Here is a 25,081-nt window from a genome sequence, read left to right on the forward strand (position 1 = left end):
CCCTTATTTCCCCGCCCCCCCAACCCCATCCTCCCGGGGGGCCGCCCCCCCCGGGGGGGGGGGGGGCGGGCCCCCCCCCCCCCCCCCCCACGGCCAGGGCGTTATCGGGTCGGCAGCGGCAGCGTCGACGCCGGGATGGGCAGCTTCGGCGCCTCGCCCGGCAGCTTGGGCAGCGCCGGCAGCCCCGCCAGTTCCGGCGCCGGCAGCCCGCCGCCGAGCAGGGTGGCCGCGACGAGGCCGACGAGGTTCGTCAGTACGTCGTTGACGGCCGGGGCGACCTTGGCGCCATCGCCGGAGGTGACCGCCTCGAGCAGCGCGTCGACCGACTGCTGCAGCGCGTCGAGCGCGTCGGCCTTGAGGTCGAGCGGGCCCTTGACCCCCTTGGCCTCCTTGGCGTCCGTCGCGTCCTTGAGGGGCGCCGGAAGCGTGGAGACGGCCGGCAGGGCCGGCTTCGCCGGGAGGGCGGGGGTGGTCGGCAGGGCCGGGGTCGTGGGGAGTGCGGGTGCCGCTGGGGCCGTCGGGGTTGCCGGGGTCGTCGGCGTCGCCGGGAGGGAGACCGGTGGTGTGGCCGGGGCCGGGGCCGCCGCCGAGGCGGCGGTGATGGCCGCCTTCACTTCGTCGGTCAGCTTGGTCGCCTCGTCCAGCGGCAGTTGGCCGTTGTCCGCCTTGAGTACGGCGGTCAACAGATCGTTGACGGGTTTCAGCACGCCACCCATGTCGCCCAGCGACTTGACCTGCGAAAGAAGCGCGTCGGCGTTGGGGACGGGAGCGTGGGAAGCCGCGTGGCCGCGCTCGCGGGCCGCGTCGCCGTCGGCCGCCAGGGCGGTCGGTGCGCCTATTCCGAGCAGGAGGGTGGCGCAGAGTGCGGTGGACGCGATACGCCGTGCGGGCAGAGCACGCATGGAAGTTCCTTTCGGTGGTGCGGTGGGTGTGCCGGACGTGTGTCCGCTGTCGGATCCACCGTCAGATCCACCGTTGCCGTCTGCAACCGGTCACGCGCGCAAAGTGACGACCCGTCTGCCAGGTCCCGTACGTCGTCGCTGGTGAGGCCCTGTGTCAAGGAGTGTCGGGCGAGTTGGCGGTCCGGCCCGCCATTCGGGGCAAACGCCGGAAACGCGAACCGGCCGCCCTCCCCCGAGGGGAGAGCGGCCGGCAGAAGGGTCCGCGTCGACTGATCAGTCGTTGACGCAGGTGTTGCCGAACGCCGGGTTCAGCAGACCGATGACGTTGATGGTGTTGCCGCAGACGTTGACCGGAATGTGGATCGGGACCTGCAGAACGTTGCCCGACAGGACGCCCGGGGAGTGAGCAGCGACAGCGTGCGCGTCGCTGTCGGCAGCGGCGACACCGGCGGTACCCGCCACGGCGGCGACGGCAACGGTGGAAAGGGCGAGGCCCTTCGCGATACGCGACATGGAGAAGTGCTCCTTGGAAGTTGTCACAACATCCGGGCGGGGGTGCCCGACGCAGTGTCAACGCTTGGCAGGCGCCCGGGTTGTGCCGCCAAAGGGGTGATCTCTCGAATCGCGCGGCTGCTCGATTCCGACACAGTCGGGATGAATCACCAATAAATACGCATAGCGGCTAGAGTGACGCACCTTCCCCGACCGCCCCAGAGCCACCCAAAAGGCCGCCCACGACCATTTCCCGAAAGGGCAACGCCGGTCATGCGTATTTCCCCGGGTCCCCTGCTGCGCCGTGCGATGGTGGGCGTCTTTGCCCTCGCCGCGATCTGGACCCCGGGAGGGACGGCGACCGCCGGGCCCCCCGCCGACCCGGCGAAGGAGTCGGAGCGCCTCGCGTTCGCCCAGCGGTACCGCGCGCTCCAGCACGGCGGGATCGTCCGCGCGGCCAACGCGTCCATCAGCTGCCGCACCACCCTCGGGACCTGCGCGGACATCCGCCAGGGCCAGAACCTCGTGACCGCGACCGGTGGCACCAGGGCCGCGGCCAACGGTGACCTCGACATGTTCTACGTCGACGTCGACAGCGACCCGAACACCTACAACTCCAGCCGGGCCGAGGTCCGGGTGCCGAAGGGCGGCAGGGTCACGTACGCGCGGCTGTACTGGGGCGGCAACCTCAGGGTCGGTGAGCAGAAACCGCCCAAGGACAACGGGCGGGTGCTGATCGCCGAGCCCGGCGGCCAGTACAAGGAGCTGCTCGCGGACTCGGTCGTCGGGCACCGGGTGGCGCACGGCGCCGACGCGTTCCAGGCCTCCGCCGATGTCACCTCGCTGGTCCGGGACAGCGGTTCGGGGCTCTACACGGTCGCGCAGGTGAATGTGGCGATGGGGAGGTCGGCTGCCGGGGCGTGGGGCGGCTGGACGCTGGTGGTGGCGTACGAGAACGCGGCGGAGCCGCTGCGGCACCTCGTCGTGTGGGACGGGTTCGAGGCGCTGGGCGACCGGAAGGGTGACGGTTCATTGGTCCGGTTGGCCGAACTGCCGTTCCCGGCGGGCGCGAACGGGCGCGCGGGGCTCGTCGCCTACAACGGGGACCGCGGCAGCGTCGGCGACTCCCTGACGGTGTCCGTCGCGGGGCGCGCGACCGCGCTCACAGACGCGGTCAACCCCGTCGACGACGTGCTGAACTCCACGATCGACGGGGCCGTCTCGGAGCGCGTTCCGGCGTACGCGAACACCCTCGGCTACGACTCCGACGTGTTCGAACTGGGTACGGCGCTGCGGAGCGGTGGTGACCAGCTGGCCTTCCGGCTCGTTTCCCAGCGGGACGCGGCGTGGGCCGGCGCACTTTTCGTGGCCGTCGACGCCCGGCAGTAGCCGAGGCGCGTCCGACGCCGCCACCCGTGAGCGAGGAAACCGCGCATGCAACTGATCGCACCCGACCCCCGGCCACGGGTCCTGCACATCACCCAGCCGGTGGACGGCGGGGTGGCCCGGGTCGTGACGGATCTGGCGCGGGCCCAGCTCGCCGCCGGTCTGCACGTCGCGGTCGCCTGCCCGGACGGCGGCGACCTCCCCGCGCGTCTGCGGGCGCTCGGCGCCGACGTACGCCCCTGGCACGCGACCCGCGCGCCAGGGCCGTCGGTCGTCGGGGAGGCGCGGCGGCTTCGGCGGCTGGTCGGGGCGGTGCGGCCGGACGTGGTGCACGCGCACAGCGCGAAGGCGGGGCTCGCCGCCCGGCTGGCGGTTCGCGGGCGGGTGGCGACGGTGTTCCAGCCGCACGCGTGGTCGTTCGAGGCGGTCGGCGGGCCCACCGCGACGCTGGCGCTCAAGTGGGAGCGGTGGGGAGCGCGTTGGGCCTCCCGGGTGGTGTGTGTGAGCGACGCCGAACGGGCGACCGGGGTGCGGGCCGGGATCGCCGGGCAGTGGCGGGTGATTCCGAACGGGATCGACACCGAGCGCTTCCACCCGGCGGGCCGGGCCCCGGTACGGGCCGGCCTTCCGCTGCTCGCCGAGGTCGATCCGGCCGCCCCGCTGGTCGTGTGCGTGGGGCGGCTGTGCCGGCAGAAGGGGCAGGACGTGCTGCTCCGGGCGTGGGGCGAGGTCGCGGAGCGGGTGCCGGGCGCGCGGCTCGTGCTCGTCGGTGACGGGCCGGACGCCCGGCGGCTTCGTGCTCTCGCCCCCGGCTCCGTGCTGTTCGCGGGGGCCGTCGACGATGCCGTCCCCTGGTACCGGGCCGCCGATCTGGTCGTCCTGCCCTCGCGGTGGGAGGGCATGGCGCTGGCGCCGCTGGAGGCGATGGCCTGCGGGCGTCCGGTGGTCGTCACCGATGTGGACGGCGGGCGCGAGAGTCTGCCCGCCGCTCTCGCACCGCGCTGTCTGGTGCCGGCCGAGGACCCCGCCACGCTGGCCGGGACCGTCTCCGAACTGCTGCTCGACCCGCCGCTGCGTGAGTCGCTGGGGCAACTGGGGCGCCGGCACGTCCTGTCCGCGCACGACGTACGGCACACCGCCGAGGCCGTCGCGGACGTGTACCGCGAGCTGATCACCGCGCACGCCGTGCGGCCCGTGCGCGCCGAGTACAGGGAGTCCATCCACTCGTGACTGCGGAAAGTACCGTCCCCTCCCCCGGCGGTGGGCCGCGGGAACACGGATTCTCGACCGTGTCCGCCGTGTCGGCCATGTCGGCCGTCTCGGTCATCCCGCCCCGCGGGTCCGTCGGCGACTTCAGATTCCCGGCCGGCCGGCGCCCCGCGCTCCGTCCGGCCTCCCCGCTGCCGCTGCTCGCCGCGGACGGCGTCGCCGCCATGCTCGGCGTCCTGGCGCTCTCCGGGCCCCAGCGTCACCCCGTGCTCGTCGGTGTGCTGCTGATCGGTGTGGTCGCGCTGAACGCGCGGGCCTCGCTGTACCGGCCCGAGTCCGTGCCGGCGTTCCTCGACGAACTGCCCGCCGTCTGCGGCCGGATCGCGCTGGGCTGGCTGTCGCTCGCGGCGCTGGTCGGGGCGATCGAGCCCGGCGACGCGCTGTCCGCGCACACCCTTGTGCTGGGCTGCTCGGTGCAGGCGGCGGCGAGTGCGGCGGGCCGCGCGGCCATCCACTGGCGGCGGCGCCGGGCACTGCTGCGCCGCCCGCACACCGCCCTCGTGATCGGCCCGGCCGGCACCGCCCGGCGCGTGGCCACCGCGTTCCTGCGCCACCCGGCGTGCGGGGTACGCCCGGTGGGCCTGGTCACCGACCACCCGGACGGCGTGGCGGGCCTGCCCGTGCTGACCACCGGCGAGGAGGTCCAGCGGGCGCTGATCCAGAACGGGGTCCGCGCCGTACTCGCCGTCCATCCCTCCGTACGGGCCGAACAGGGGCCGCTGCTGCGGGCGTTGGCCGAGTCGGGCTGCACGGTGTGGGAGATCGACGCCGAGTCGCCCTCGTACGAGAACGCCGAGCGGCTCGCCGGGTTCTCCTGCCGGCGGCTCGCCATGGGACCGGACCGGCCGGGCAGCCTCGGCAAGCGGCTGCTCGACGTGACCGTCTCCGGGACGCTGCTGCTGCTGATCTCGCCGCTGCTGCTGCTGTTCGCGGTGGTGCTGCGGCTGACCGGCGGGCGCGGTGTCGTCTTCAAGCAGGAGCGCATCGGCAAGGACGGGCGGCCCTTCACCCTCCTCAAGTTCCGCACCCACCGCCCGGTCGACGAGATGGAGTCGGCGACCCGGTGGAGCGTCGCCGACGAGCGGCGCATGAACTGGTTCTGCCGACTGCTGCGCCGTACCTCGATGGACGAGCTCCTCCAGCTGTGGAACGTCTTCTGGGGCGACATGAGCCTGGTCGGCCCCCGGCCCGAACGCCCTTACTTCGTCGCCAAGTTCAGCCAGACCTACCCCGGCTACGCGGCCCGCCACCGGATGCAGACCGGGATCACCGGGCTCGCCCAGATCCACGGACTGCGCGGTGACACCTCGATCGAGGACCGCTGCCGGTTCGACAACGCGTACATCGACAACTGGTCGCTGTGGCAGGACATCTGCATCCTGCTGCGCACCGCCGCCACGCTCGTCCGACCGACAGGAAGCTGAGCGCAGTGAGCCACAGCCCCGCGTTGGCGTTGCCGCGCCGAGTGCCCCTCTCGAAGGCCGCGTCCTTCGCTCCGCTCCTGCCCGTGATCCTGGTGATCGCCCTGCTCGCGCTGCCGGCCGCGCAGGGCGCCGACGGCGGGGCGACCCCGGCCGACGCGGTGTCCGGGCTGGTGGTCCTGTACTGCGCGATCCGGCTCGTACGGGAGCGGCGGCGTCCGCTGTCCCGTACGGCCGCCGTGGTGCTCGGGCTGCCGGTGGTCGGGCTCGCGGTCGCGGCCGTGGGCGCGTCGTCGCCCGCCGCCGGGATCGGGGGCCTGGGGCGCTACCTCCAGATCTTCGTGCTGGTCCCGGCGTCCGTGGTGCTGCTGGTCCGCGACCGGCGCGACTTCCGGGTGCTGGCCTGGGCGTTCGTCGCCTTCGCCCTGTTCCAGGGGGCGGTCGGGGTGCACCAGTACGCGACCGGGACCGGCGCCTCCTACCAGGGCGAGGAGATCCGGGCGGTGGGCACCTTCGGGCCCGCCGACGTGATGGGCATGGCGACCGTGGTGGCCTTCGGGCTGATGTGCGCGGTGGGGCTGGCCCTGGGCGCGACTGCCGCCCGGCAGCGGGCCGTTGCCGCCGGCTGCGCCCTGGCGCTCCTCGCGCCGCTCGCCGTCTCCTTCAGCCGGGGCGCCTGGATCGCCACGGCGGCCGCCTGCACCCTGCAGCTGGTGCTGGCGGGGATGCGGCGCGCGCTGAAGGTGGGCGCGGTGGTGGCCGCCTCGGCGGTGATCCTGGTCGGCGGCCTCGGCATCGGTACGGCGATGCTGCAGGAGCGGATCAGCAGCATCGGCCAAGTCGCGGACGCCCCCGACCAGTCGGTCACCGACCGGTACACGATGTGGGCGGCGGCGACCGACATGTGGAGCGAACACCCGCTCACCGGCGTCGGGTTGAAGGGCTTCCCCGAACACCGGGACGGACACGCCTCGTTGGCCCTGTCCTCGGGCAGCGACACGGAGGGCGCGGGGGCCGCGTACCGCAAGCAGCCGCTGCTGTCCCCCCACAACATGTATCTGCTGGTGCTCAGCGAACAGGGTCTCATCGGACTGCTGGCCCTCGGTGGCAGCTGGCTGGCACTGCTGGTGTGCGCTCTGCGCGGCCTGGTGCGGGCCCGGCGATCGGCGTCCGGCGACGGGCTCGACTGTGCGCTCGCCGCCTGCGGGCTGCTGATCTGGCAGTTGATCGACTTCCTGTACGCCGACATCGGCGGGCCCGCGACCGTGCTGACCGCCGTCGCTTTCGGGTTCGTCGCCTGGTGGGCCCTCGTCGGTGGCGACGACCTGCCCGAGGCCTCGGCGCGATGACCGCGCCGCCGCCTCGGGCCGAGGGAGAGACGAGAGAGACCAGGGTGACGCTGCCGGCGGCACGGTCCGCATCGGAGGCCGCGAAGGGAAAGGGAGAGGAAGGGGAAGGGGAAGTCGAGGCTGGGCGTGAGGGACGCGACGGCAACGCCGGCGGTGACGGCGGTGACGGTGGCTCCGGCGACGAATCCATCCAACTGGCCCCTGTTTCCCGGGGGTTCCTGGCCAAGGCCACGCTCATCACGGCCGTCCTGTCGGTCGCGGGCGCTCTGCTCGGGCTGGTCCGGGACCAGTCGCTGGCCCGGCTGTTCGGGGCCGGCAGTGACACCGACGCCTTCCTGGTCGCGTGGACCGTGCCGGAGTTCGCGGCGACGCTGCTCATCGAGGACGGGCTGGCCTTCGTCCTGATCCCGGCGTTCAGCATGGCGCTGGCCCGGCGCGCCCAGGGTGCCCCGGGCGACCCGGTGCGGGCGCTGGTCGCGACGACGCTGCCCCGGCTGGCGCTGGCGTTCACGGCGGTCGGCGGGCTGCTGATCGCCACCGCTCCCTACCTGGTCGAGGCGCTCGCCCCCGGCCTGCCCGACCCGTCGCTCGCCGTGGACTGCACCCGCCTCACCGCCACCTGCGTCCTCAGCTTCGGGCTCGCCGGGTACTGCAGCGCGGCCCTGCGCGCGCACCGGCGGTATCTGGCACCGGCGGCGATCTACGTCGCCTACAACACCGGCATCATCACGGCGATGTTCGTGCTGGGCGGGCGTTGGGGGGTGCGCTCGGCGGCGGTCGGGGTCGCGGTGGGCGGCGCGCTGATGGTCGTAACCCAACTGCCCTCTGTGCTGCGGCAGTTGCGGCGGCGGAAGTCGGCTGCGGCGGACGAGATCGTGGTGGAGGAGACGTCCGGGGCGCCGATGGCGTTCGCGCTCGTCGCGCCGGTGCTGCTGTTCGCGCTGACCCGGCAGTCGCAGGTGCTGATCGAGCGGTTCCTCGCCTCCACGTTGCCCGCCGGGGCGATCTCGCACCTCAACTACGCGCAGAAGGTCGCGCAGATCCCGATGACGCTGTCGCTGATGCTGTGCACGGTCACCTTCCCGGTGGTCGCGCAGGCCATCGCGGAGGGTGACACCGAGCGGGCCCGCAGCCGGGTGGAGCGGGACATCGCGCTGGCCGCGTGGGTGGTGCTGCTCGGCGCGGCCTCGGTGGTCGCCTGCGCGCCGCAGATCATCGAACTCCTTTTCCAGCGGGGGGCGTTCACCGCTGCGGACACCGAGGCGACAGCCACCGTGATGCGGGTGTACGCGCTGGGGCTGCTCGGGCACACACTGGTCGGCGCGCTCGTCCGCTCGTACTTCTCCTCGAACCGGCCGACCTGGTATCCGCTGGCCTCGATGACCGCGGGCATCGTCGCGACGTCCTGGATCGGCGCGTGGACGGTGGGCCCGTGGGGGGTGTGCGGGATCGCCGTGGCCAACGCGGCCGGCATCACGCTGTCGGCCGCGCTGCTGCTGTACGGGATGGGTCCGCGCAGTGTGCCGATCCGGACCCGGCAGGTGGTCGTCGAACTGAGCAAGCCGGTGCGCGCGGCGGTGTGCGCGACGGCCGCGGGGGCGTTCGTGACCAACCGGATCGACGGACCGGTGGCGGGGCTCGCCGCCGGTACGGCGGCCGTCACCGTCGTCTACTTCCTGCTCGGCCGGCTCATGGGGGCCCAGGCCGTGCAGAGCTTCGTACTCGCACTCCGTTCCGCACGCTCCATGACCCGAAGGCTCTCGCATGCCCGCAAGCGCGTCCGCTCCCATGCCCGCACCCGTCCCCGCCGCCGCGACCGGGTCCGTTGACCGTGCCCCGAGAGCGGCCCGAAGAGCCGCCCGAGGGGGGTCCGTCCCCTGGGTGGCGATGTACCACTCCGTGGGCGACAGCACGGACGACCCGTACCGGATCACGGTCACGCCCGAGCGCCTCGACGCGCAGCTGCGGTGGCTTGACCGGCGCGGGCTGCGGGGCGTGGGTGTGGCCGAACTGCTCGCCGCCCGTGCCCGGGGGGAGGGGCGCGGGCTGGTCGGGCTCACCTTCGACGACGGGTACGCCGACTTCCTCACCAACGCCCTTCCTCTGTTGGAGCGTTGGGGCTGCGGGGCGACCCTGTTCGTGCTGCCGGGGCGGCTCGGCGGGGAGAACGCCTGGGATCCGCTGGGGCCGCGCAGGCCGCTGCTCACCGCGGACGGCATCCGTGCCGTCGCCGCGGCCGGGATCGAGATCGGGTCGCACGGGCTGACGCACGTGGACCTGACGAAGGCGGACGACGAGCTGCTGCGCGCCGAGGTCGCCGGAAGCAGAGCACTGCTCTCGGAGTTGAGCGGTGCTCCGGTCGACGGGTTCTGCTACCCGTACGGAACCGTCGACCAGCGGGCCGCCGACGCCGTGCGGGCGGCCGGCTACGGCTACGGCTGCGCGATCGACCCCGGACAGCTGAACGGCGTCCATGTCCTGCCCCGGGTGCACATCGGCGAGGACGACACCGCCGTACGCCTGCATCTCAAGTACCGGCTGCACCGGCTGCGGCGCCGGCCGGTCCAGGGGGTGTGACGGCGATGAAGGCCCTGCACATCATCACCGGCCTCGGGGTCGGTGGCGCCGAGCAGCAACTCCGGCTGCTGCTGCGGCACTTGCCGGTCGACTGCGATGTCGTGACGCTCACCAACCCGGGCTCGGTCGCCGACGGTCTGATCGCCGACGGCGTCCGGGTCGTGCACCTCGGCATGGCCGGCAACCGGGATCTCGCCGCCCTGCCCCGGCTGGTCAACGTCATCCGCGCCGGCCGCTACGACCTCGTGCACACCCACCTCTACCGGGCCTGCGTGTACGGCAGGATCGCCGCGCGGCTCGCGGGCGTTCGGGCGATCGTCGCCACCGAGCACTCCCTGGGCGACTCGCAGATGGAGGGGCGGCGGCTGACCACCGGGGTCCGCGCGCTGTATCTCGCCGGTGAACGGCTCGGCCGCACCACCGTCGCCGTGTCCCCCACGGTCGCCGACCGGCTGTGCCGCTGGGGAGTGCCCGCGCCCCGCATCGAGGTCGTCCCCAACGGCATCGACCTGGCCCGCTTCCGCTTCGACCCGGACGCCCGCCGCCGCACCCGCGAGCGGCTCGGGCTGCCCGAGGGGGCGTACGTCGTCGGCGGCATCGGCCGGCTCGCGCCGGGCAAGCGCTTCGTCGACCTCATCGACGCTCTGGCCCAACTCCCCGACGACTACTGGCTTTTGCTGGTCGGAGGCGGACCCGAGGAGCAGGTCCTGCGGCGCACCGCGAGCGAGGCGGGCGTGGCCGACCGGGTGCTGTTCACCGGCGAGCGGCCCTACGTCGCGGACGGCACCCCGGGCCCCGACCTGCCCTCCCTCACCTCCGCGATGGACCTGCTCGCCTCCCCGTCCCCGGAGGAGGCCTTCGGCCTCGCGGTCGTGGAGGCGCTGGCCGCCGGGCTGCCCGTCCGGTACGTCTCCTGCCCGGCCGTCGAGGACCTCCCCCCGGAGACCGCCGAGGGCGCCCGACGCGTCCCCGGCGGCGCGGACTCCTTCGCGCGCGCCCTCGCCGAGGCCCGCGCGCTGGGCCCGCAGGACCGCACACCCCCCGCCGCCGCCCACCACTACGACATCACGCGCAGCGCCGCCCAGCTCATGGACGTGTACACGGCGGCCCTCTCCACCCCCTCCACCACCCTCTCCACGACACCCTCCCCGTCTCCGTCCCCGTCATCCCAGGGAGCCCCATCCTCATGACCGAGAACGCCAGAAACCCTCGCCCCACCGCCCGCACCCGCACCCTCCCCCCATGGACCCTCCTCGCGGCCGGCGCCGTACTCGGCGGCCTCCTCGGCGGCGCGTACGGCACCTTCAAGCCGCCCACCTACACGGCCACGAGCTATGTCGTCGCCGTCCCGACCGAGAAGTCCGACCCGGCATCAGCGCTCGGTTTCGCGCAGGCGTACGGGCGGGTCGCCACGCAGGTCGCGGTGCTCGGGGACGCCCAGGTGTGGGCGGGCGTACCGGTGTCGACACTGCGGTCCAGCGTGCAGACAGCCACCTCGCCGGACGCGCCCATGGTCGCCGTCTCGGCCACCTCCACGCGCCGCGACCTCGCCGCCGACATGGCCAACGCCGTGGCCCGCTCCCTCACCCGGCACGCCAACGACACCCAGGACTCCACCCACGTGGAGCTCCTCCAGTTCTCGCGCGCGGTCAAGCCCGCCGAGCCGTCGTCGGCCCCGCCCACGGTGACCGGGCTGGTCGGCGCGAGCGCCGGCGGGCTGCTCGGCGGCCTGGTGCTGCTGGTGCGGCCCCGGCGGCGTACGGAGGAATCGGCACCCGCCGCCTCCGTACCGGCCCCGGCCACGGCCGCCGACGTCCATGGACAGCTGTGACGGTCACGACCACGGGCGCCCTGCGCACCGAAGTCGTCAGCGACGAAGCCGAGTTCGCCGAACTCGCCCCGGCCTGGGGCCGGTTGTACCGGCGGTGCGGCGCGGCGACTCCGTTCCAGAGCCATGCTTGGCTGCACTCATGGTGGCTGTCGTACGGCGTCGCGGGCCGGCTGCGGATCGTCGTGGTCCGCGATCCGGAGGGCGAACTCCTCGCCGCCGCCCCGCTGATGCGCGTACACCGCCCACTGCCCGCCCTGGTGCCGCTCGGCGGTGCGATCTCCGACTACGGTGACGTCCTCCTCGACGACGCCATGGCCGACGAGGCCGCCGACGCGCTCGCCGAGGGGCTCGCCGAGGCCGCCCGCACCGCCCTGATCGACCTGCGCGAGGTCCGGCCGGGCGGTGCGGCGGAACGCGTGTACGAGCGCTGGCGTGGCCCGCGCCGGCAGGTCAGGGACTCCGTGTGTCTGGAACTCCCCGCCGTGTCGATGGACGGGCTGGTCTCCCGTCTCCCCTCCTCGAAGGCGCAGCGGGTGCGCGCCAAGCTGCGCAAGCTGACCGCGCTCGGCGTCGAACGGCGCGTGGTCCGCCCCGACGAGGTCGACACGGCCCTGGTCCGGCTGCTCGAGCTGCACCAACTCCAGTGGCAGGGGCGGAAGGTGACGTCGGAACACCTCCAGCCCCGGTTCCGTGAACACCTCGCCAGGTCGGTGGGTCCGATGGTGCGCTCGGGGGACGCCGTGGTCACCGAGTTCCGACTCGACGACAGCGTGGTGGCCGTCGATCTGACGCTGCTGTCGGGCCGCCTCGCGGGCGGTTATCTGTACGGCGCCCATCCGGGCCTGCGCAAACGGAAGGCGGACGTCGCCGTGATGCTGCTCGACGCCTGCGCCCAGCACACGGGGACGGGCGGGCACGGCACGCTGAGCCTGCTGCGCGGTGACGAGCCGTACAAGCACCACTGGCGCCCCGAACCCGTCGTCAACCAACGGCTTTTGCTGGCCCGGCGGTTGACCGCGCCGCTGATGTCGGCGGTCGTGTGCGATGTCGCCGTGCGCAGCCGGGGCAAGGAACTCCTGCGCCGGCTGCGCGAACGCGGCAGCGGCGGCGGCAACGGCAACGGTAGTGGTGGCGGTGGCGGTGGCGGTGGCGGTGGCGGTGGCGGTGGCGGTGGCGGTGGCGGTGGCGGTGGCGGTGGCGGCAACGGTGACGGTGACGGTGGCGGCGGATCGTGAGCGACCCGCCGCCACCGGGCGATCACCGGTTGCGCGACCACCAGTCGAAGCGCAGACACAGCTTCCCGCCCATCCAGTACTCCACCCAGTCGCCCAGATCCAGCGGCGAGCAGTTGGGCGGGGGCAGCGGCACCGGCGGGGTGACCGGGTCCGTGGGCTTGGGCGGTTCGGGCGTCGGGACGGGTGTCGGGACCGGGGGCACCGGCGTCGGCACGGTCGGCTCGGTGTCCTTACGGCCCGTCAGGATCTGGCGGTACACCTCGGACGCCTTCGGGTTGCTGCCGCACTGCCACACGCCGTGCGGACAGTAGTCGGTCAGCGTGTTGTACAGCGGCTTGTGCTCGTCCATCCACGCGAGCATGCGCCGCATGTACTCCGGGTTGTCGCCGTTGCGGAACAGTCCCCATTCCGGATAGGAAATGGGCTTTCCGTGCGCCTTGGCGAAATCCACATGCGCCTGAAGTCCGTAGGGCTCGCTCACCTGCTCGTCGAATGACAGTCCCCGGGGCTGGTCATAGGCGTCCATCCCGATGATGTCGACCGTGTCGTCCCCCGGATAGCACTGCGGCCACGGAATGGCGTCCTTGCCCCGGGTCGGATTGAAATCGAACCGGAATTTCTGGCCCGGCACCGACCGCATGGTGGTGACGATCCTGTTCCAGTATCTCTTCCAGGCCTCCGGGTCCGGCCCGCAGCGATGGGTGTACGTGATGCCGTTCATCTCCCAGCCGAGCACGATGACCGTGTCCGGGATGTTCAGCGCGACCAGCCGCTCTGCCAGGGCACGGAAGTGGTGATCGTAGAGACCGGCCGCACCGCGCCTGAGCTGCACCTGGACCCGGCGGTCGGAGAGCCCCTCCTCGTTGCGCTCCGCCATGGGCACGTTGAGGACGAACAGCCGGTCCTCCTCGGCCCGCCGCCAGTCCGCCCACACGTCGAGGAACCCGGGCAGGCCCTCGATGTTGCTCCACCGGTCACCCGGCAGGTAGGTGTGCCCGACCTTGAGATCGGCGTCGCCCAGCCAGCGGCTGAGCTCGGCGATCCTGGCCGTGCCCCGGGCGCCGTCGTAGTCGACGTACGCGCCGAAGGCCGGCAGCTTGGGCGTCTGTGGCGGCTCCGGGGGCTCCGGAGGTTCCGGTGGCTCCGGGCTGGGGGGTTCGGGAGCGACCGGGGGTTCGGGGGTCACGGGCGCGACCGGCGCCACGACCCCGGTGAGCGGTGGTGTCGGCTGGGTGACCGCGTCCGGTACGGGCACGGGAGGATCGGCCACCCCCGCGCCCACGGCGTGTCCCGGCCCCGTCGCCAGGACGGCCGACGCGGCGACCGCCGCCGCCAGGAACGCCAGCCGTCCGGTGCGGGCCCGTCGCCTGTGTGGGGCCATGCCTGCTCCTTCCTCCACGCGCGTACTCCCTGTTCTCACACTGCTTGTTCTCGCACTGCCTGTTGTCGCACTGCCTGTTGTCGTCCTGCTTTTCCACCTACTGACACTCAGTCATATGAGTATGAATACCGCCACCGCGCTTAGGACTTTCGAGTATTAACACTCGCCCGCACGAGTGAACCGACCCGAAGGAAACCCGAAAAACACATGTCCGCGTCACTGCTCGACACCCGCGTCCCCGCCGTCCTCGTGCGGACCGACCGAAATCCCTTTCACCACGGAACCCTGGGCGCCGTACGCTCACTCGGCCGGGCGGGCGTCGACGTCCACCTGGTCGCCGACGTCGCCGGAAGTCCCGTACGCAGATCCCGGTTCGTACGCCAACTCCATCCGCCACCGCTGCCGGGCGCCGCCCCCGCCGACATCGCCCGCGCCCTGCTGCGGGTTGCCGCCCAGGTCGCGCGGCCCGCCGTACTGATCCCGCTGGACGACGCGAGCGCCGTCGCCGTGGCCGGGGCCCGGGCCGAGCTGGCGCCCGCCTATCTGCTGCCTCAGCAGCCCGGCGCGCTGGCCGAACGGGTGGCCGACAAGGCCGAACTGGCCGCCGTCTGCGCGACCGTGGGCATCCCGCACCCGCTGACCCTGATCCCGGACAGCGCGACCGAGGCCGCCGCCGCGGCCTGGCGACTGGGCCTGCCGACGGTGGCGAAATGGAGCCGGCCCTGGCTGCTCCCGACGAACAGCGACCTGCGCAGCACGGTCGTCGTACGCTCGGCGCGCCAGGCCAGGGAGCTGTTCCTGCGCACGGAGGAGGCGGGCAGCCGGCTGCTCCTCCAGGCGTTCCTGCCGCCCGGACCCGACCTCGACTGGTTCTGCCACGGGTACGCCGACCGCACCGGGACCGTGCGCGGCGGCGGCCCCGGCCGCAAACTCCACGCCTGGCCGCGCGGCGCCGGACTCACCGCCGTGGGCCACTGGACGCCCAACGCGCCGGTGCGCGCGCTCGCCGAACTCCTCGTCGGCGAACTGGGCTACCGGGGGATCTTCGACCTCGACTTCCGCCGCTGCGCCACCACCGGCGCCTACCACCTGCTCGACTTCAACCCGCGCCCCGGCGCCCAGTTCCGGCTCTTCACCGACACCGCCGGGCTGGATGTCGTACGCGCCCAGCACCTCGACCTGACCCACCGTCCGCTGCCGGAGGGGGCGCACCGGCCCGGGCGGGCGTTCGTGGTCGAGAACTACGCACCGCTCAGCGCACTGCGCCCGGCGCCGGCCGGCCGCGAACTGGCCTGGCACGCCCCCGACGACCTCGTTCCCGGCTGGACGATGTGGGCCCTGTGGGCCCGGCACGCCGCCCGCCGCCTGCCGACCCGGCTGCGCCGAATGTGCGTACGGCCCGAACGGAGCGAACGGGCCGAACGGACCGAACGGACCGAACGGACCGAGCGGGTCGAACAGGCCGGTGCCCAGGCGCGCGTGGTGCGGCAGGCGACGGGATCCCTCCCGCCCGAGATCGACAACTCACTCACCGACGACGAGAAAGCGAACAGCTGCTGATGTACGACCTGCTGGTGGTGGGCGCGGGCCCCTACGGCCTGTCCATCGCCTCCCACGCCGCCGGCGCCGGGCTCCGGCTGCGCGTCCTGGGCCGGCCCATGGCCTCCTGGCGCGACCACATGCCCAAGGGCATGTACCTCAAGTCGGAACCCTGGGCGTCGAACCTGTCCGACCCCGACGGCCGCTGGCGCCTGGACACGTACTGCGCGGGCCAGGGTGTCGAGGCCCGGCACGGCAGGCCGATCCCGCTGGAGATGTTCGCCTCCTACGGCCAGTGGTTCGCCCGCAACGCCGTGCCCGAGGTCGACGAGCGCATGGTGACGCGGGTGACGCCCGTCGCCGGGGGCTTCGAGGCGGTGACGGAGGACGGCGAGACGGTACGCGCCCGGACCGTCGCCCTGGCCGTCGGTGTGCTCCCCTTCGTCGAGATCCCCGCCGCGCTGCGCGGCCTCGGCCCCGACCTGGTCTCGCACAGCAGCCACCACGGCGACCTCGACCGTTTCCGCGGCAAGGACGTCACGGTGATCGGCGGCGGCCAGGCAGCCCTGGAAACGGCTGCCCTGCTCGCCGAACAGGGCAGCGCGGTGCGGGTGTTGGCCCGCGCGGAGCAGCTGAACTGGAACGACGTGCCGCCGCCGTGGGAGCGTCCCTGGTGGCGCTCGGCCCGCGCCCCGCACAGCGGTCTGGGCTGCGGCTGGCGCAACTGGTTCTACTCGGAACGCCCCGGCCTCTTCCACCGCCTCCCGGAACCGACCCGCGCCCGGATCGCCGCCACCGCCCTGGGCCCGGCGGGCGCCTGGTGGGTACGCGACCGCGTGGAACCGGCGGTGGAGGTGCTTCTGGGCCAAGAGGTCACCGATGCACGGGAGTTGGGGGGAGGTGGTGGCGGCAATGGAGGCGTACGCGTACGGCTGGACACGGTCACCCGGGTCGGCGAGCGGCGCTCCCTGGAGACCGAGCACGTCATCGCGGCGACGGGGTTCAGGGCGACCTGTGACCGCCTGAGTCTCCTCGACCCCCAACTCGGCAGTCGTCTGGGCGCGTTGGGGGACGGTTCGCCTGCGGTCGGACGGCACTTCGAGTCCACGTACCCCGGCCTGTTCCTGGCCGGACTGGTGACGGCGTCCGGCTTCGGCCCGGCGATGCGCTTCGTGCACGGCGCGACGTTCACGGCGGAGACGCTCGTGCGGGGCGTACGGCGTCGGCTGCGGGCGGGGGCGAGAGCGGGCGGCGAGGCGGTGGTGGTGCCTGCGCCCAGGCGGCGCGAAGCGGGGGCGCTTCGCTGAGTTGGCGGTTTGTTCGCTGCGGGCCGGTGGGGGCTGGTCGCGCAGTTCCCCGCGCCCCTGAGGAACGAGCCACGCGCCCCTTGCGGGGCGCGTGGCTCGTTTCCTTGGAGCGCTACCCGTGCCTCACTCGTGGGCGCCGGGCTGCCCGCGGCGACCACGCCGGTACAGGACGACGCCACCGGCGATCATCACCACGCTGACAGCAGAGGCCGCGAACAACTCCTCGCTACTACCGGTCGACGGCAGATGCGGCGGCTTCGCGGGCGGGTGGACGGGCGGGTGGATGGGCGGGGGCGCGGTCGTTGTCGGGGGTTTGGTGGGGGGTTTCGTCGGGGGCTTCGTCGGGGGCTTCGTGGGCGGCTTCGTCGGGGGCTTGGTTGGCGGCTTCGTCGGAGGCTTGGTTGGCGGCTTCGTCGGAGGCTTCGTGGGCGGCTTCGTCGGGGGCTTGGTTGGCGGCTTCGTCGGAGGCTTGGTTGGCGGCTTCGTCGGAGGCTTGGTCGGAGGCTTGGTCGGCGGCTTCGTCGGCGGCTTGGTCGGGGGCTTGGTCGGGGGCTTAGTCGGAGGCTTCGTCGGCGGCTTGGTCGGGGGCTTAGTCGGAGGCTTAGTCGGAGGCTTGGTCGGCGGCTTGGTGGGGGGCTTGGTGGGGGGCTTGGTCGGCGGCTTGGTGGGGGGCTTGGTCGGGGGCTTGGTTGGCGGCTTGGTCGGCGGCTTCGTCGGAGGCTTGGTCGGAGGCTTGGTCGGGGGCTTCGTCGGAGGCTTGGTCGGCGGCTTCGTCGGAGGCTTGGTCGGGGGCTTAGTCGGAGGCTTGGTCGGGGGCTTCGTCGGCGGCTTGGTCGGCGGCTTCGTCGGAGGCTTCGTCGGCGGCTTCGTCGGCGGGGTGTCCCCGTAGCCGGCGCCAGGGGGGTCCGAGTCGCCGTAACCGCTGTTGCCCTCGTCGCCGTAGCCGTAGCCGTTGTTGCCCTCGTCGCCGTAGCCGTTGTTGCCTTCGTGGTCGTTGCCTTGGCCGTGGCCGTGCTCATGGCCATGGCCGGGGTCGTCGTGCGGGGTTCCCTTTGGGCCCGGCGCGTGCGCCGGTGCGTGCGCTGTGGCGGCCGATACCGCGCCCGGCGAGCTCCTGGTGGCTCCGGCCGCGTCCGCGAGGGCGCTGATGCCGTACAGGGACAGGAGACTCGTCGCGGCGGCCGCCACGACTATCCCCCTGCTCAGAGTCTGTCGTCGCATTCCGATTATCTTTCTAATCGTGGAGGTGAGAAAAAGCCGGCCTTGGCACCTGAAGGTCTCCAAGACCGGCCCAGACACCCGCCGAACGGCTGGTGCGACTACCTCAGTCGTTGACGCAGGTGTTGCCGAACGCCGGGTTCAGCAGCGCGATGACGTTGATCGAGTTACCGCACACGTTGATCGGAATGTGGACGGGAACCTGGACGACGTTGCCGGAGAGCACACCCGGGGAGCCGACGGCGACGCCCTCGGCCTCGGCGTCCGCGAAGGCCGGGGCGGCCATTCCGAGCGCCATGATCGCGCCGGCGATGACAGCAACGCTCTTCTTCATGAAGTTTCCCTTCTCTGCGGTCATGCCCTGTATCGGCCGAAGGCCGAGCGAGCGCAACATGAACGGCTCGCACCATGACCGGCAGTTGTAAAACGAGGAATAGACAGCCGAAGAAACTACGGAACGCGGCCCTACGGGTAATTCACTCGAACGCCCCGAATCGACCGGAAACACAGATCACCCATAAGGGGGAAGACAATCGGGGACACAGAAAACCCGAGCAGCCCCCGCACCGTGGGTGCGGGGGCTGTCCGAGCTGCTCGTACGGTCAGCCGTTGCCGACGCCGTTGCCCGCGAGGACCGAGATGTCGTCCAGGATGTGCGACAGCGGCTCGTCGCCCTTGGCCTGGGTGCTGTTCTCGGCGCACTGCTGGTTCTGCGGGGAGGACAGGACGTTGATGTCCTGGACGTCGATCGGGACAGCGCCGAGGATGGACTGCACGTTCCCCTTGACCGGCAGGCCGACGCAGAGCTTGTTGAGGGAGCCCTGGACCAGGGTGGCCTGCGGGCTCATGTTCCCCTTGGTGATCGAGTTGCCGAACGCCGAGTGGGCACCGTTGCCGCTGAACGATGTGGTGCCGTTGTCGTCCCCAATGGCCATGGCCGGCGACGCGACACCAACGACGGACGCAGCGACAGCCGCGGCGGCCATTGCCTTCTTCAGCATTTGAGTTCCTTTCCTGGGTGCATCACCAAGACGCACGCTCCTGCCACCGCATCAACCAGCTCTGTGGAGTTTGGTTGCGACACTTCACCCGATCAGGTTGCCGACCCCCGCGGAATTCACGGATTCGCCGGACTTCCACCCACACCGCGGTCGCCCTTTTCACTGGGCCATCGGAGTGAAGAGGAGCAACCAACCGGGCCCGGGGGCAGTTGACCAGTGCGCTCCGGTGGACGGGGTTTCGACAGAAATAAGGACTGACAAGTGATCAAGAAGGTTCTGGCATCCGCCGCGGTCGCCGCCTCCGTCGCAGGAGTCGCCTCCCCCGCCATGGCCATCGGCAACGACCACGGCACCACCTCGTTCAGCGGCAACGGCGCGCACCAGTCGTTCGGCAACTCGGCCACGTACGGCGACATGAGCCCGCAGATGGCCCTCATCCAGGGCTCGCTGAACAAGCCGTGCATCGGCCTGCCGGTCAAGGGGAACGTGCAGGGCCTGCTCGGCGCTGTCCCGATCAACGTCCAGGACATCAACGTCCTGTCCTCCCCGCAGAACCAGCAGTGTGTCGAGAACTCCACCCAGGCCAAGGGCGACGAGCCGCTGTCGCACATCCTGGACGACATCTCGGTCCTCGCGGGCAACGGCGCGGGCAACCACTGACCGCTTCGCAGCACCACCGGCCAAGCTGAGCCGGTCGTACGTCCGGGCTCTCTTCGAGCCTTCACCAGCGGGCCGCCGAATTCTCGGCGGCCCGCTGGCCTACGTTGCGTCGGGTGACGACGAGACACCCTTTGTTCCGGTATTCCCGCCTTGCCCGGCTGAGCGGGATCGTGCTGCTGTGCGCGACGACCGCGATCGGCTGCGGCGTGCCCCAGGAGCCGCCGCTGAGACCCACGGGCGGCTCCGCACCCACCAAGGGCACCGACATCCTGCTGCTGGGCACGGACGGCCGCAGCACCATCACCGAGAAGGAGCGCCGCAAGTTCCACGCGGGCGGCATTCCCTGCAACTGCGCGGACGTGATGATGCTCGTCCATGTGTCCGCCAAGCGCGACCGCGTCAGCGTGATCGGCCTGCCGCGCGACTCCCTCGCCACCATTCCGGCGTACAGACCCACCCCGTCCGCGAAGCTGCGCCCGGCGCACGCCGCGAAGCTCAACGGCGCGTACGCGGAGGGCGGTGCGGCGCTTGTCGAGCGGACGGTGGAGGCGGTGACCGGGGTGAGTGTCGAGCAGTACCTCCAGCTCGACTTCCGGCGGTTCATCGACGCCGTCGACCAGGTCGGCGGGGTCGAGGTGTGCACGAAGCGGCGGCTCAAGGACTCCAAGACCAAGCTGAACCTGGCGCCGGGGCGGCATCTGCTCAAGGGCGGGCAGTCCCTGCAGTACGTCCGCTCACGGCATGTCGACACCAGCGCCGACCTCGGGCGGATCCAGCGGCAGCAGCGGTTCCTGGTCTCGGCGCTCGAGCAGCTGACCGCCCAGAAGGTGCTCGGCGACCCGGTGGCCATGGGCCGGGTGGCCAGGACACTGCTCGGTCCGGCCAAGGTCCAGCAGGGCTTCGGGAAGGACGGCGTGAAGGCGCTGGTCTCTCTCGCCTCGGCGCTGAGCAAGGTGCCGGTCACGCGGACGGAGTTCGCCACCGTACCGATCGCCGGGTTCAACCCGCCGAAGACGGGCATCGGTTCGACTCTGCGCTGGGACGCCAAGAAGGCCAAGGCGATGTTCACCAAGGTGGGCGAGGACCGGCCGCTGATCGCGGCGGGGTCGGACCCCAAGCCCGGCGACCCGCCGGTGTTCGGGAAGGACGTGCCGGTGCGCGGTAACCGGCTGGGATGCCCGTAATTCTGCGCTCGTACACCTCAACCACTGGGCCGAACGGGGCATTCAGCGCAACCCCGGCCGGGGCGACACCGTTGACGATCACGCAGCTCCTCACCGGAGTGCTTTTCGAAGGGAATGAACACATGAAGAAGCTGTGGGCAACTGCGGCTGTCGCCGCCTCCGTCGCCGGTATCGCGGCTGCGGCTGCCCCCCAGGCGCTTGCCATCGGTGACGACAGCGGCACCACGTCGTTCAGCGGCAACCACGCCTCGCAGGAGTTCGGCAACTCGGCCACGTTCGGCGACATGAGCCCGCAGCTCTCGCTGGTCCAGGGTTCACTGAACAAGCCGTGTGTGGGCCTGCCCGCCAAGCTGAACGTGCAGGGCCTTGTCGGCGCTGTCCCGATCAACGTCCAGGACATCAACGTCCTGTCCTCCCCGCAGAACCAGCAGTGTGTCGAGAACAGCACCCAGGCGAAGGGCGACGAGCCGCTGTCGCACATCCTGGACGACATCTCGGTCCTCGCGGGCAACGGCGTCGGCAACGGCTGAGCCACACTCTGACGTACCGCGACGGCGGGTCACCGGTTCCTCCGGTGACCCGCCGTTTCGCATGTCACGTGCGGTAGATCGCCTCGATCTCCTCGCCGTACGCCGCCGTCACCGCGTGCCGCTTGACCTTGAGGGACGGGGTCAGCTGGCCGTTGTCCTCGGTGAACTCGCCCTCGACCAGGGTGAAGGCGCGGATCGACTCGGCCCGGGAGACCGCCGCGTTGGCATGGTCCACGGCCCGCTGGACGTCGGCACGCATCCGGGGGTCCCGGATCACATCGGACATCGGGGTGTCGGCCGGCATCCCCCGGACCGACAGCCAGTGGGCGACGGAATCGGGGGCGAGGGTGATCAGGGCGGCGACGAAGGGGCGGTTGTCGCCGACGACCATGCACTGGCCGATCGGCGCCCGGCTGCGCAGCCGGTCCTCCAGGACGGCCGGGGCCACGTTCTTGCCGCCGGACGTGACGATGATGTCCTTCTTGCGGCCGGTGATGGTGAGGTAGCCGTCGTCGTCGAGGGCGCCGAGGTCGCCGGTCGCGAACCAGTCGTCGGTCAGTACCGCGTCGGTCGCCTCCGGGTTGTTCCAGTAGCCGCCGAAGACGACCGCGCCCTTGAGGAGGACCTCCCCGTCGTCGGCGATCCGGACGGCGGTGCCGGGGACGGGCAGGCCGACCGTGCCGGGGCGCGGGGCCAGCGGCGGGACGATGGTGGCGGCGGAGGTCGTCTCGGTCAGGCCGTAGCCCTCGTAGACGATGATTCCGGCGGCGTAGAAGAAGAGGCTGAGGTCGCGGTCGAGCGGGGAGCCGCCGCTGATCGCGTACCGCATGCGCCCGCCCAGTTCGTTGCGGATACGGCGGTACACGAGCAGGTCGTACAGCGCCCAGGCGGCGTAGAGGGCGGGGCCGGGGCCCTTGGCGGCGCTCGCGCCTGGGGCGCCGGTGGCGAGGAACTTCTCGAGGTAGGCCTCGGCGAAGCGGACGCCGATGCGGTGGGCGCGGTCGAAGGAGGCGGCGCGGCCCATCTTCTCGGCGGTCGCGCGGCCGGCGGCGTGGATCCGCTCGAAGAGGTACGGGACGCCGACCAGGAAGGTCGGCCTGAACTCCTTGAGTACCGGGCGGAGTTCGTCGGGCTTGATGCTGGGGAAGTGGCCGATCTCGATACGGGCCATCAGACAGCCGATCTGAAGGGCCCGGCCCATGATGTGGGCGAGGGGCAGGAAGAGGAGGGTCGAGGCGGTCTGACCGGTGACCTCCTTGAAGATCGGGTGCAGCAGCTCTACGACGTTCGCGGCCTCGGCGTGCAGGTTGGCGTGGGTGAGGACGCAGCCCTTCGGCTGTCCGGTGGTGCCCGAGGTGTAGCAGATCGTCGCGGTGGTCTCGGGGGTGAGGGTGGCGCGCCGCTTGGTCACCTCCTCGTCCACCAACTCCCGGCCCAGGTCGATGAGTTCGACTATCGCGTTGTCATCCAGGGTGAGGACGCGCGGGGGTTGTGGGTGGGCGGCCGTGCCGGCGGTGACGGTGGCCGTGTTGTCCGGCGTTTCCGTGACCACCAGGTGGACCCCCGAGTCCCTTACTATCCAGTCGACTTGGGCCGCCGACGAGGTCGCGTAGACGGGGACGGTCTGGCCGCCGGCCGCCCAGATCGCGAAGTCCAGGACCGTCCACTCGTAGCGGGTACGGGACATCACGGCGACCCGGCCGCCCTGTTCGAGGCCGGCCGCCATCAACCCCTTGGCGACGGCGGTGACTTCGGCGGCGAACGCGGACGCGGTGACCGGGCTCCAGGTGCCGTCGTCCGCGCGGCGGCGCAGGATCACGGCGTCGGGGGCCTCGGCCGCGTTGGTGTAGGGCAGGTCCGCGATGCTGCCCGTGGTGGGGCTCGGCGCCAGGGACGCGGCGCGGGCCTCGCGGACAGTGCCGGTGTGCTCGTCGCGGATCAGCTTGATTTGGTGGCGGGCCGCCAGATCGGTGCGACGCTTTGCCTGCTTCAGATCCTTGTGTACGCCCATGACGCCTCGCTCCCGGGTGGCCTGGTCGTGCTACTGATCCCTAGTCAAATTACCGGCGCGTAGCGGAAGTTCAATGGGTCGCGCGTTTGTTGGGTGCGGGGCGGTGGGGGCTGGTCGCGCAGTTCCCCGCGCCCCTAAAACAGCCCCTGTTGATCGCAGCGTCGGTTTCGATGTGGCCGTCAGTCGTTGTAGCTGCTTGCCTGGGTTATTGCCTCTGCCAGTTGGGTTACTGCCTTGTCCTCTGTGGTGTCGGCCAGGTCTTCTGCCTTGTTGGCCAGTTCGTTGAGGGTGGGGGCGCCCGGCAAGTTGGTCCAGTCACTGTCGCCCCTGCGTAGGGCGTCGGCGAAGTAGGCGGCCACTGCGGTTACCTGGAGGCGGGGTGCAGCGTCCCAGAGTGGCTTGGCCACCGCGCTTGACTCCAACTGGCCTGATTCCTCGTGTGGTTCGCGGGTTTCGGGGTCCAGCCAGCGGACCGTCGCCGTTGCCAGGTGGCCCGAGGTGGACTGTTTGGTGCGGACCGCGTACAGGGCGGTGACCGTGTGGCCGGGGCCCACCTCTCCCCCGTCCACCCGGTCGTTGCGGAAGTCGTCGTCGGCCACCCGGCGGTTGTCGTAGCCGATCAGGCGGAACTCGGCGACGGTCTCCGGGTCGAAGGCGACCTGGGCCTTCGCGTCACGGGCCGTGAGGTCGAGGTTGCGCGGGAGCTGCTCGCAGAACACCTTGCGGGCGTCGGTCTCGTTCGAGACGTAGGTGGTGTTGCCGTCGCCCTTGTCGGCGAGGTTCTCCATCAGGGCGTCGCCGTAGTCGCTGCCGACGCCGACGCCGAAGAGGGTGATGCCGTGTTCGCGGCGGGCGTCGGAGATGCGGTCGAGGATCGAGTCGGCGTCGGTGTCGCCCGTGTTGGCCAGCGCGTCCGAGACCAGGACTACCCGGTTGGTGGCGCCCTCGCGCAGGCCTTCGACGGCGGTGGCGTAGCCGGTGCGTACGCCTGCGCCGAGGTTGGTCGACTCGGTGGGTTCCAGGGCGTCGATGGCATGGTGGACGCGGTCGCGGTGGTCGTCGAGGCGGGTCATCGGCAGGACGGTCTCGGCCTCGTCGCTGAAGGTGACGATCGCCACCGAGTCGTCGTCGCGCAGTCGGTCGGTCATCACGCCGAGGGAGTCCTTGGCGAGGTCGAGGCGGCCGGGTTCGGCCATGGAGCCCGAGATGTCGATGACGAAGGTGAGGGCGGCCGGTGGGCGTTCGCCCTTCTGTTCGGCGGTGCGGGTGGCGAGGCCCACGCGGACCAGGGACCAGTTCTCGCGGTCGGTGCGGGCGCCGTCGACGGTGACCGAGAAGCCGTTGCCGTCGGGGCGTTCGTAGTCCTGACGGAAGCTGTTGACGAACTCCTCCGGGCGGACCGTCGAGGGGTCCGGGCGGTGGCCGTCGGCGAGGGTGCGGCGCGCGTAGCCGTACGAGGCGGTGTCCACGTCCAGGGCGAAGGTGGAGAGGTAGTCGGGGGACGGGGCGAACTCGCCTTCCGTGTCGTCCTGTTCGCCTTCGCTCCGGTTGCCGTCCCGTTGTTCGCCGGAGCCGTCGCCGTCGGCGGGCGCGGGCGCGGGTGCGGGGCCGGGTGCGTAACCCGAGCCGCCGCCTGAGTTCTGCAGGCCGTCCGCCTTGCTGCTCCCGCTGCTGTCACCGCTGTCGCCGCTGCATCCTGCGAGCAGGAGACCGCTCGCTGCCGTGAGTGCGACCAGGGTGCCGCGCAGGCGTCGTCGTGTTCGGTGGATCCGGGTTCGCTCCATCTTC

At 71.9% G+C, this 25,081-nt stretch carries 22 protein-coding genes; 14 read left to right on the forward strand and 8 right to left on the reverse strand.

The genetic code is table 11. The features are described from left to right. Positions 1–101: 101 nt before the first annotated feature. Complete coding sequence (locus tag ABZ855_RS36360) at positions 102–902, reverse strand: hypothetical protein (protein WP_360814245.1); 801 nt, start codon at positions 900–902, stop codon at positions 102–104. Between the two features lie 273 nt (positions 903–1,175). After that, positions 1,176–1,415 carry a chaplin ChpG gene (gene chpG / locus ABZ855_RS36365; RefSeq protein WP_360814247.1) on the reverse strand — a complete coding sequence of 80 codons (240 nt, stop codon included), beginning with the start codon at positions 1,413–1,415 and terminating at the stop codon, positions 1,176–1,178. Between the two features lie 252 nt (positions 1,416–1,667). Here chpG and ABZ855_RS36370 point away from each other — a divergent pair, with 252 nt between their 5' ends. Genes ABZ855_RS36370 through ABZ855_RS36410 form a run of 9 tightly spaced genes read left to right on the forward strand, consistent with a single transcriptional unit; the run spans position 1,668 to position 12,462 of the window. Beyond that, a complete protein-coding gene (locus ABZ855_RS36370) occupies positions 1,668–2,783 on the forward strand; it encodes a DUF3344 domain-containing protein (protein WP_360814249.1) in 1,116 nt (371 codons plus the stop codon). Positions 2,784–2,828: 45 nt separating this feature from the next. Further along, the gene (locus ABZ855_RS36375) at positions 2,829–4,010 is read left to right on the forward strand and encodes a glycosyltransferase (protein ID WP_360814251.1); all 1,182 of its coding nucleotides are present in this window, start codon (positions 2,829–2,831) and stop codon (positions 4,008–4,010) included. Continuing rightward, positions 4,007–5,473, forward strand: coding sequence for an exopolysaccharide biosynthesis polyprenyl glycosylphosphotransferase (locus ABZ855_RS36380; RefSeq protein WP_360814253.1), 1,467 nt, complete (start codon positions 4,007–4,009; stop codon positions 5,471–5,473). Before ABZ855_RS36375 ends, ABZ855_RS36380 begins: the two co-directional genes overlap by 4 nt. Positions 5,474–5,496: 23 nt before the next feature. Beyond that, the gene (locus ABZ855_RS36385) at positions 5,497–6,819 is read left to right on the forward strand and encodes an O-antigen ligase family protein (RefSeq protein ID WP_360814360.1); all 1,323 of its coding nucleotides are present in this window, start codon (positions 5,497–5,499) and stop codon (positions 6,817–6,819) included. 44 nt (positions 6,820–6,863) lie between these two features. Beyond that, positions 6,864–8,648, forward strand: a complete 1,785-nt coding sequence (locus tag ABZ855_RS36390; protein WP_360814255.1) for a lipid II flippase MurJ — start codon at positions 6,864–6,866, stop codon at positions 8,646–8,648. Positions 8,649–8,706: 58 nt separating this feature from the next. Beyond that, the gene (locus ABZ855_RS36395) at positions 8,707–9,396 is read left to right on the forward strand and encodes a polysaccharide deacetylase family protein (protein WP_360814257.1); all 690 of its coding nucleotides are present in this window, start codon (positions 8,707–8,709) and stop codon (positions 9,394–9,396) included. 5 nt (positions 9,397–9,401) lie between these two features. Beyond that, positions 9,402–10,586: a glycosyltransferase gene (locus ABZ855_RS36400; protein WP_360814259.1), complete on the forward strand. Its 1,185-nt coding sequence runs from the start codon at positions 9,402–9,404 to the stop codon at positions 10,584–10,586. Then, positions 10,583–11,227, forward strand: coding sequence for a lipopolysaccharide biosynthesis protein (locus tag ABZ855_RS36405; protein WP_360814261.1), 645 nt, complete (start codon positions 10,583–10,585; stop codon positions 11,225–11,227). The genes ABZ855_RS36400 and ABZ855_RS36405 overlap by 4 nt, the downstream gene beginning before the upstream one ends. After that, entirely contained in the window at positions 11,224–12,462 is a 1,239-nt protein-coding gene (locus tag ABZ855_RS36410; protein ID WP_360814263.1) for a GNAT family N-acetyltransferase, read from the forward strand. The genes ABZ855_RS36405 and ABZ855_RS36410 overlap by 4 nt, the downstream gene beginning before the upstream one ends. A gap of 22 nt (positions 12,463–12,484) precedes the next feature. Here ABZ855_RS36410 and ABZ855_RS36415 read toward each other — a convergent pair whose 3' ends face one another. After that, entirely contained in the window at positions 12,485–13,843 is a 1,359-nt protein-coding gene (locus tag ABZ855_RS36415) for a glycosyl hydrolase (protein ID WP_360814265.1), read from the reverse strand. 207 nt (positions 13,844–14,050) lie between these two features. On the opposite strand from ABZ855_RS36415, the gene ABZ855_RS36420 reads away from it, so the two are divergent. Both ABZ855_RS36420 and ABZ855_RS36425 read left to right on the forward strand, forming a co-directional pair. After that, positions 14,051–15,403 (forward strand): ATP-grasp domain-containing protein, encoded by a 1,353-nt coding sequence (locus tag ABZ855_RS36420; RefSeq protein ID WP_360814267.1) that lies wholly within the window; start codon positions 14,051–14,053, stop codon positions 15,401–15,403. Then, positions 15,403–16,689 carry an NAD(P)-binding domain-containing protein gene (locus ABZ855_RS36425; RefSeq protein WP_360814269.1) on the forward strand — a complete coding sequence of 429 codons (1,287 nt, stop codon included), beginning with the start codon at positions 15,403–15,405 and terminating at the stop codon, positions 16,687–16,689. Before ABZ855_RS36420 ends, ABZ855_RS36425 begins: the two co-directional genes overlap by 1 nt. Before the next feature lie 123 nt (positions 16,690–16,812). Here ABZ855_RS36425 and ABZ855_RS36430 read toward each other — a convergent pair whose 3' ends face one another. The 3 genes from ABZ855_RS36430 to ABZ855_RS36440 form a co-directional block, all read right to left on the reverse strand. Further along, positions 16,813–17,910: an LPXTG cell wall anchor domain-containing protein gene (locus tag ABZ855_RS36430; protein WP_360814271.1), complete on the reverse strand. Its 1,098-nt coding sequence runs from the start codon at positions 17,908–17,910 to the stop codon at positions 16,813–16,815. Positions 17,911–18,013: 103 nt separating this feature from the next. Next, the gene (chpD, locus tag ABZ855_RS36435; protein ID WP_360814362.1) at positions 18,014–18,241 is read right to left on the reverse strand and encodes a chaplin ChpD; all 228 of its coding nucleotides are present in this window, start codon (positions 18,239–18,241) and stop codon (positions 18,014–18,016) included. Positions 18,242–18,509: 268 nt separating this feature from the next. Further along, on the reverse strand, positions 18,510–18,908 hold the full coding sequence (locus ABZ855_RS36440; RefSeq protein ID WP_360814273.1) for a rodlin: 399 nt from the start codon (positions 18,906–18,908) through the stop codon (positions 18,510–18,512). Between the two features lie 261 nt (positions 18,909–19,169). Here ABZ855_RS36440 and ABZ855_RS36445 point away from each other — a divergent pair, with 261 nt between their 5' ends. From ABZ855_RS36445 to ABZ855_RS36455, 3 genes are all read left to right on the forward strand, one after another. Further along, on the forward strand, positions 19,170–19,568 hold the full coding sequence (locus ABZ855_RS36445; RefSeq protein ID WP_360814275.1) for a rodlin: 399 nt from the start codon (positions 19,170–19,172) through the stop codon (positions 19,566–19,568). Positions 19,569–19,681: 113 nt separating this feature from the next. Continuing rightward, positions 19,682–20,752, forward strand: a complete 1,071-nt coding sequence (locus ABZ855_RS36450) for an LCP family protein (RefSeq protein WP_360814277.1) — start codon at positions 19,682–19,684, stop codon at positions 20,750–20,752. A 122-nt stretch (positions 20,753–20,874) separates the two neighbouring features. Continuing rightward, positions 20,875–21,282, forward strand: coding sequence for a rodlin (locus ABZ855_RS36455; protein WP_360814279.1), 408 nt, complete (start codon positions 20,875–20,877; stop codon positions 21,280–21,282). 64 nt (positions 21,283–21,346) lie between these two features. Here ABZ855_RS36455 and ABZ855_RS36460 read toward each other — a convergent pair whose 3' ends face one another. After that, positions 21,347–23,293, reverse strand: coding sequence for an AMP-dependent synthetase/ligase (locus tag ABZ855_RS36460; RefSeq protein ID WP_360814281.1), 1,947 nt, complete (start codon positions 23,291–23,293; stop codon positions 21,347–21,349). Between the two features lie 179 nt (positions 23,294–23,472). Beyond that, the gene (locus ABZ855_RS36465; protein ID WP_360814283.1) at positions 23,473–25,077 is read right to left on the reverse strand and encodes a von Willebrand factor type A domain-containing protein; all 1,605 of its coding nucleotides are present in this window, start codon (positions 25,075–25,077) and stop codon (positions 23,473–23,475) included. Positions 25,078–25,081: the final 4 nt, after the last annotated feature.

It is taken from the genome of Streptomyces sp. NPDC047042 (assembly GCF_040644035.1).
In the GTDB taxonomy this organism is placed as follows: domain Bacteria; phylum Actinomycetota; class Actinomycetes; order Streptomycetales; family Streptomycetaceae; genus Streptomyces.

Coding starts and splice junctions, on each gene's coding strand:
- ABZ855_RS36360 (WP_360814245.1), bottom strand. CDS start 902: ATGCGTGCTCTGCCCGCACGGCGTATCGCGTCCACCGCACTCTGCGCC.
- chpG (WP_360814247.1), bottom strand. CDS start 1,415: ATGTCGCGTATCGCGAAGGGCCTCGCCCTTTCCACCGTTGCCGTCGCC.
- ABZ855_RS36370 (WP_360814249.1), top strand. CDS start 1,668: ATGCGTATTTCCCCGGGTCCCCTGCTGCGCCGTGCGATGGTGGGCGTC.
- ABZ855_RS36375 (WP_360814251.1), top strand. CDS start 2,829: ATGCAACTGATCGCACCCGACCCCCGGCCACGGGTCCTGCACATCACC.
- ABZ855_RS36395 (WP_360814257.1), top strand. CDS start 8,707: ATGTACCACTCCGTGGGCGACAGCACGGACGACCCGTACCGGATCACG.
- ABZ855_RS36400 (WP_360814259.1), top strand. CDS start 9,402: ATGAAGGCCCTGCACATCATCACCGGCCTCGGGGTCGGTGGCGCCGAG.
- ABZ855_RS36405 (WP_360814261.1), top strand. CDS start 10,583: ATGACCGAGAACGCCAGAAACCCTCGCCCCACCGCCCGCACCCGCACC.
- ABZ855_RS36415 (WP_360814265.1), bottom strand. CDS start 13,843: ATGGCCCCACACAGGCGACGGGCCCGCACCGGACGGCTGGCGTTCCTG.
- ABZ855_RS36420 (WP_360814267.1), top strand. CDS start 14,051: ATGTCCGCGTCACTGCTCGACACCCGCGTCCCCGCCGTCCTCGTGCGG.
- ABZ855_RS36425 (WP_360814269.1), top strand. CDS start 15,403: ATGTACGACCTGCTGGTGGTGGGCGCGGGCCCCTACGGCCTGTCCATC.
- ABZ855_RS36430 (WP_360814271.1), bottom strand. CDS start 17,910: ATGCGACGACAGACTCTGAGCAGGGGGATAGTCGTGGCGGCCGCCGCG.
- chpD (WP_360814362.1), bottom strand. CDS start 18,241: ATGAAGAAGAGCGTTGCTGTCATCGCCGGCGCGATCATGGCGCTCGGA.
- ABZ855_RS36440 (WP_360814273.1), bottom strand. CDS start 18,908: ATGCTGAAGAAGGCAATGGCCGCCGCGGCTGTCGCTGCGTCCGTCGTT.
- ABZ855_RS36455 (WP_360814279.1), top strand. CDS start 20,875: ATGAAGAAGCTGTGGGCAACTGCGGCTGTCGCCGCCTCCGTCGCCGGT.
- ABZ855_RS36460 (WP_360814281.1), bottom strand. CDS start 23,293: ATGGGCGTACACAAGGATCTGAAGCAGGCAAAGCGTCGCACCGATCTG.
- ABZ855_RS36465 (WP_360814283.1), bottom strand. CDS start 25,077: ATGGAGCGAACCCGGATCCACCGAACACGACGACGCCTGCGCGGCACC.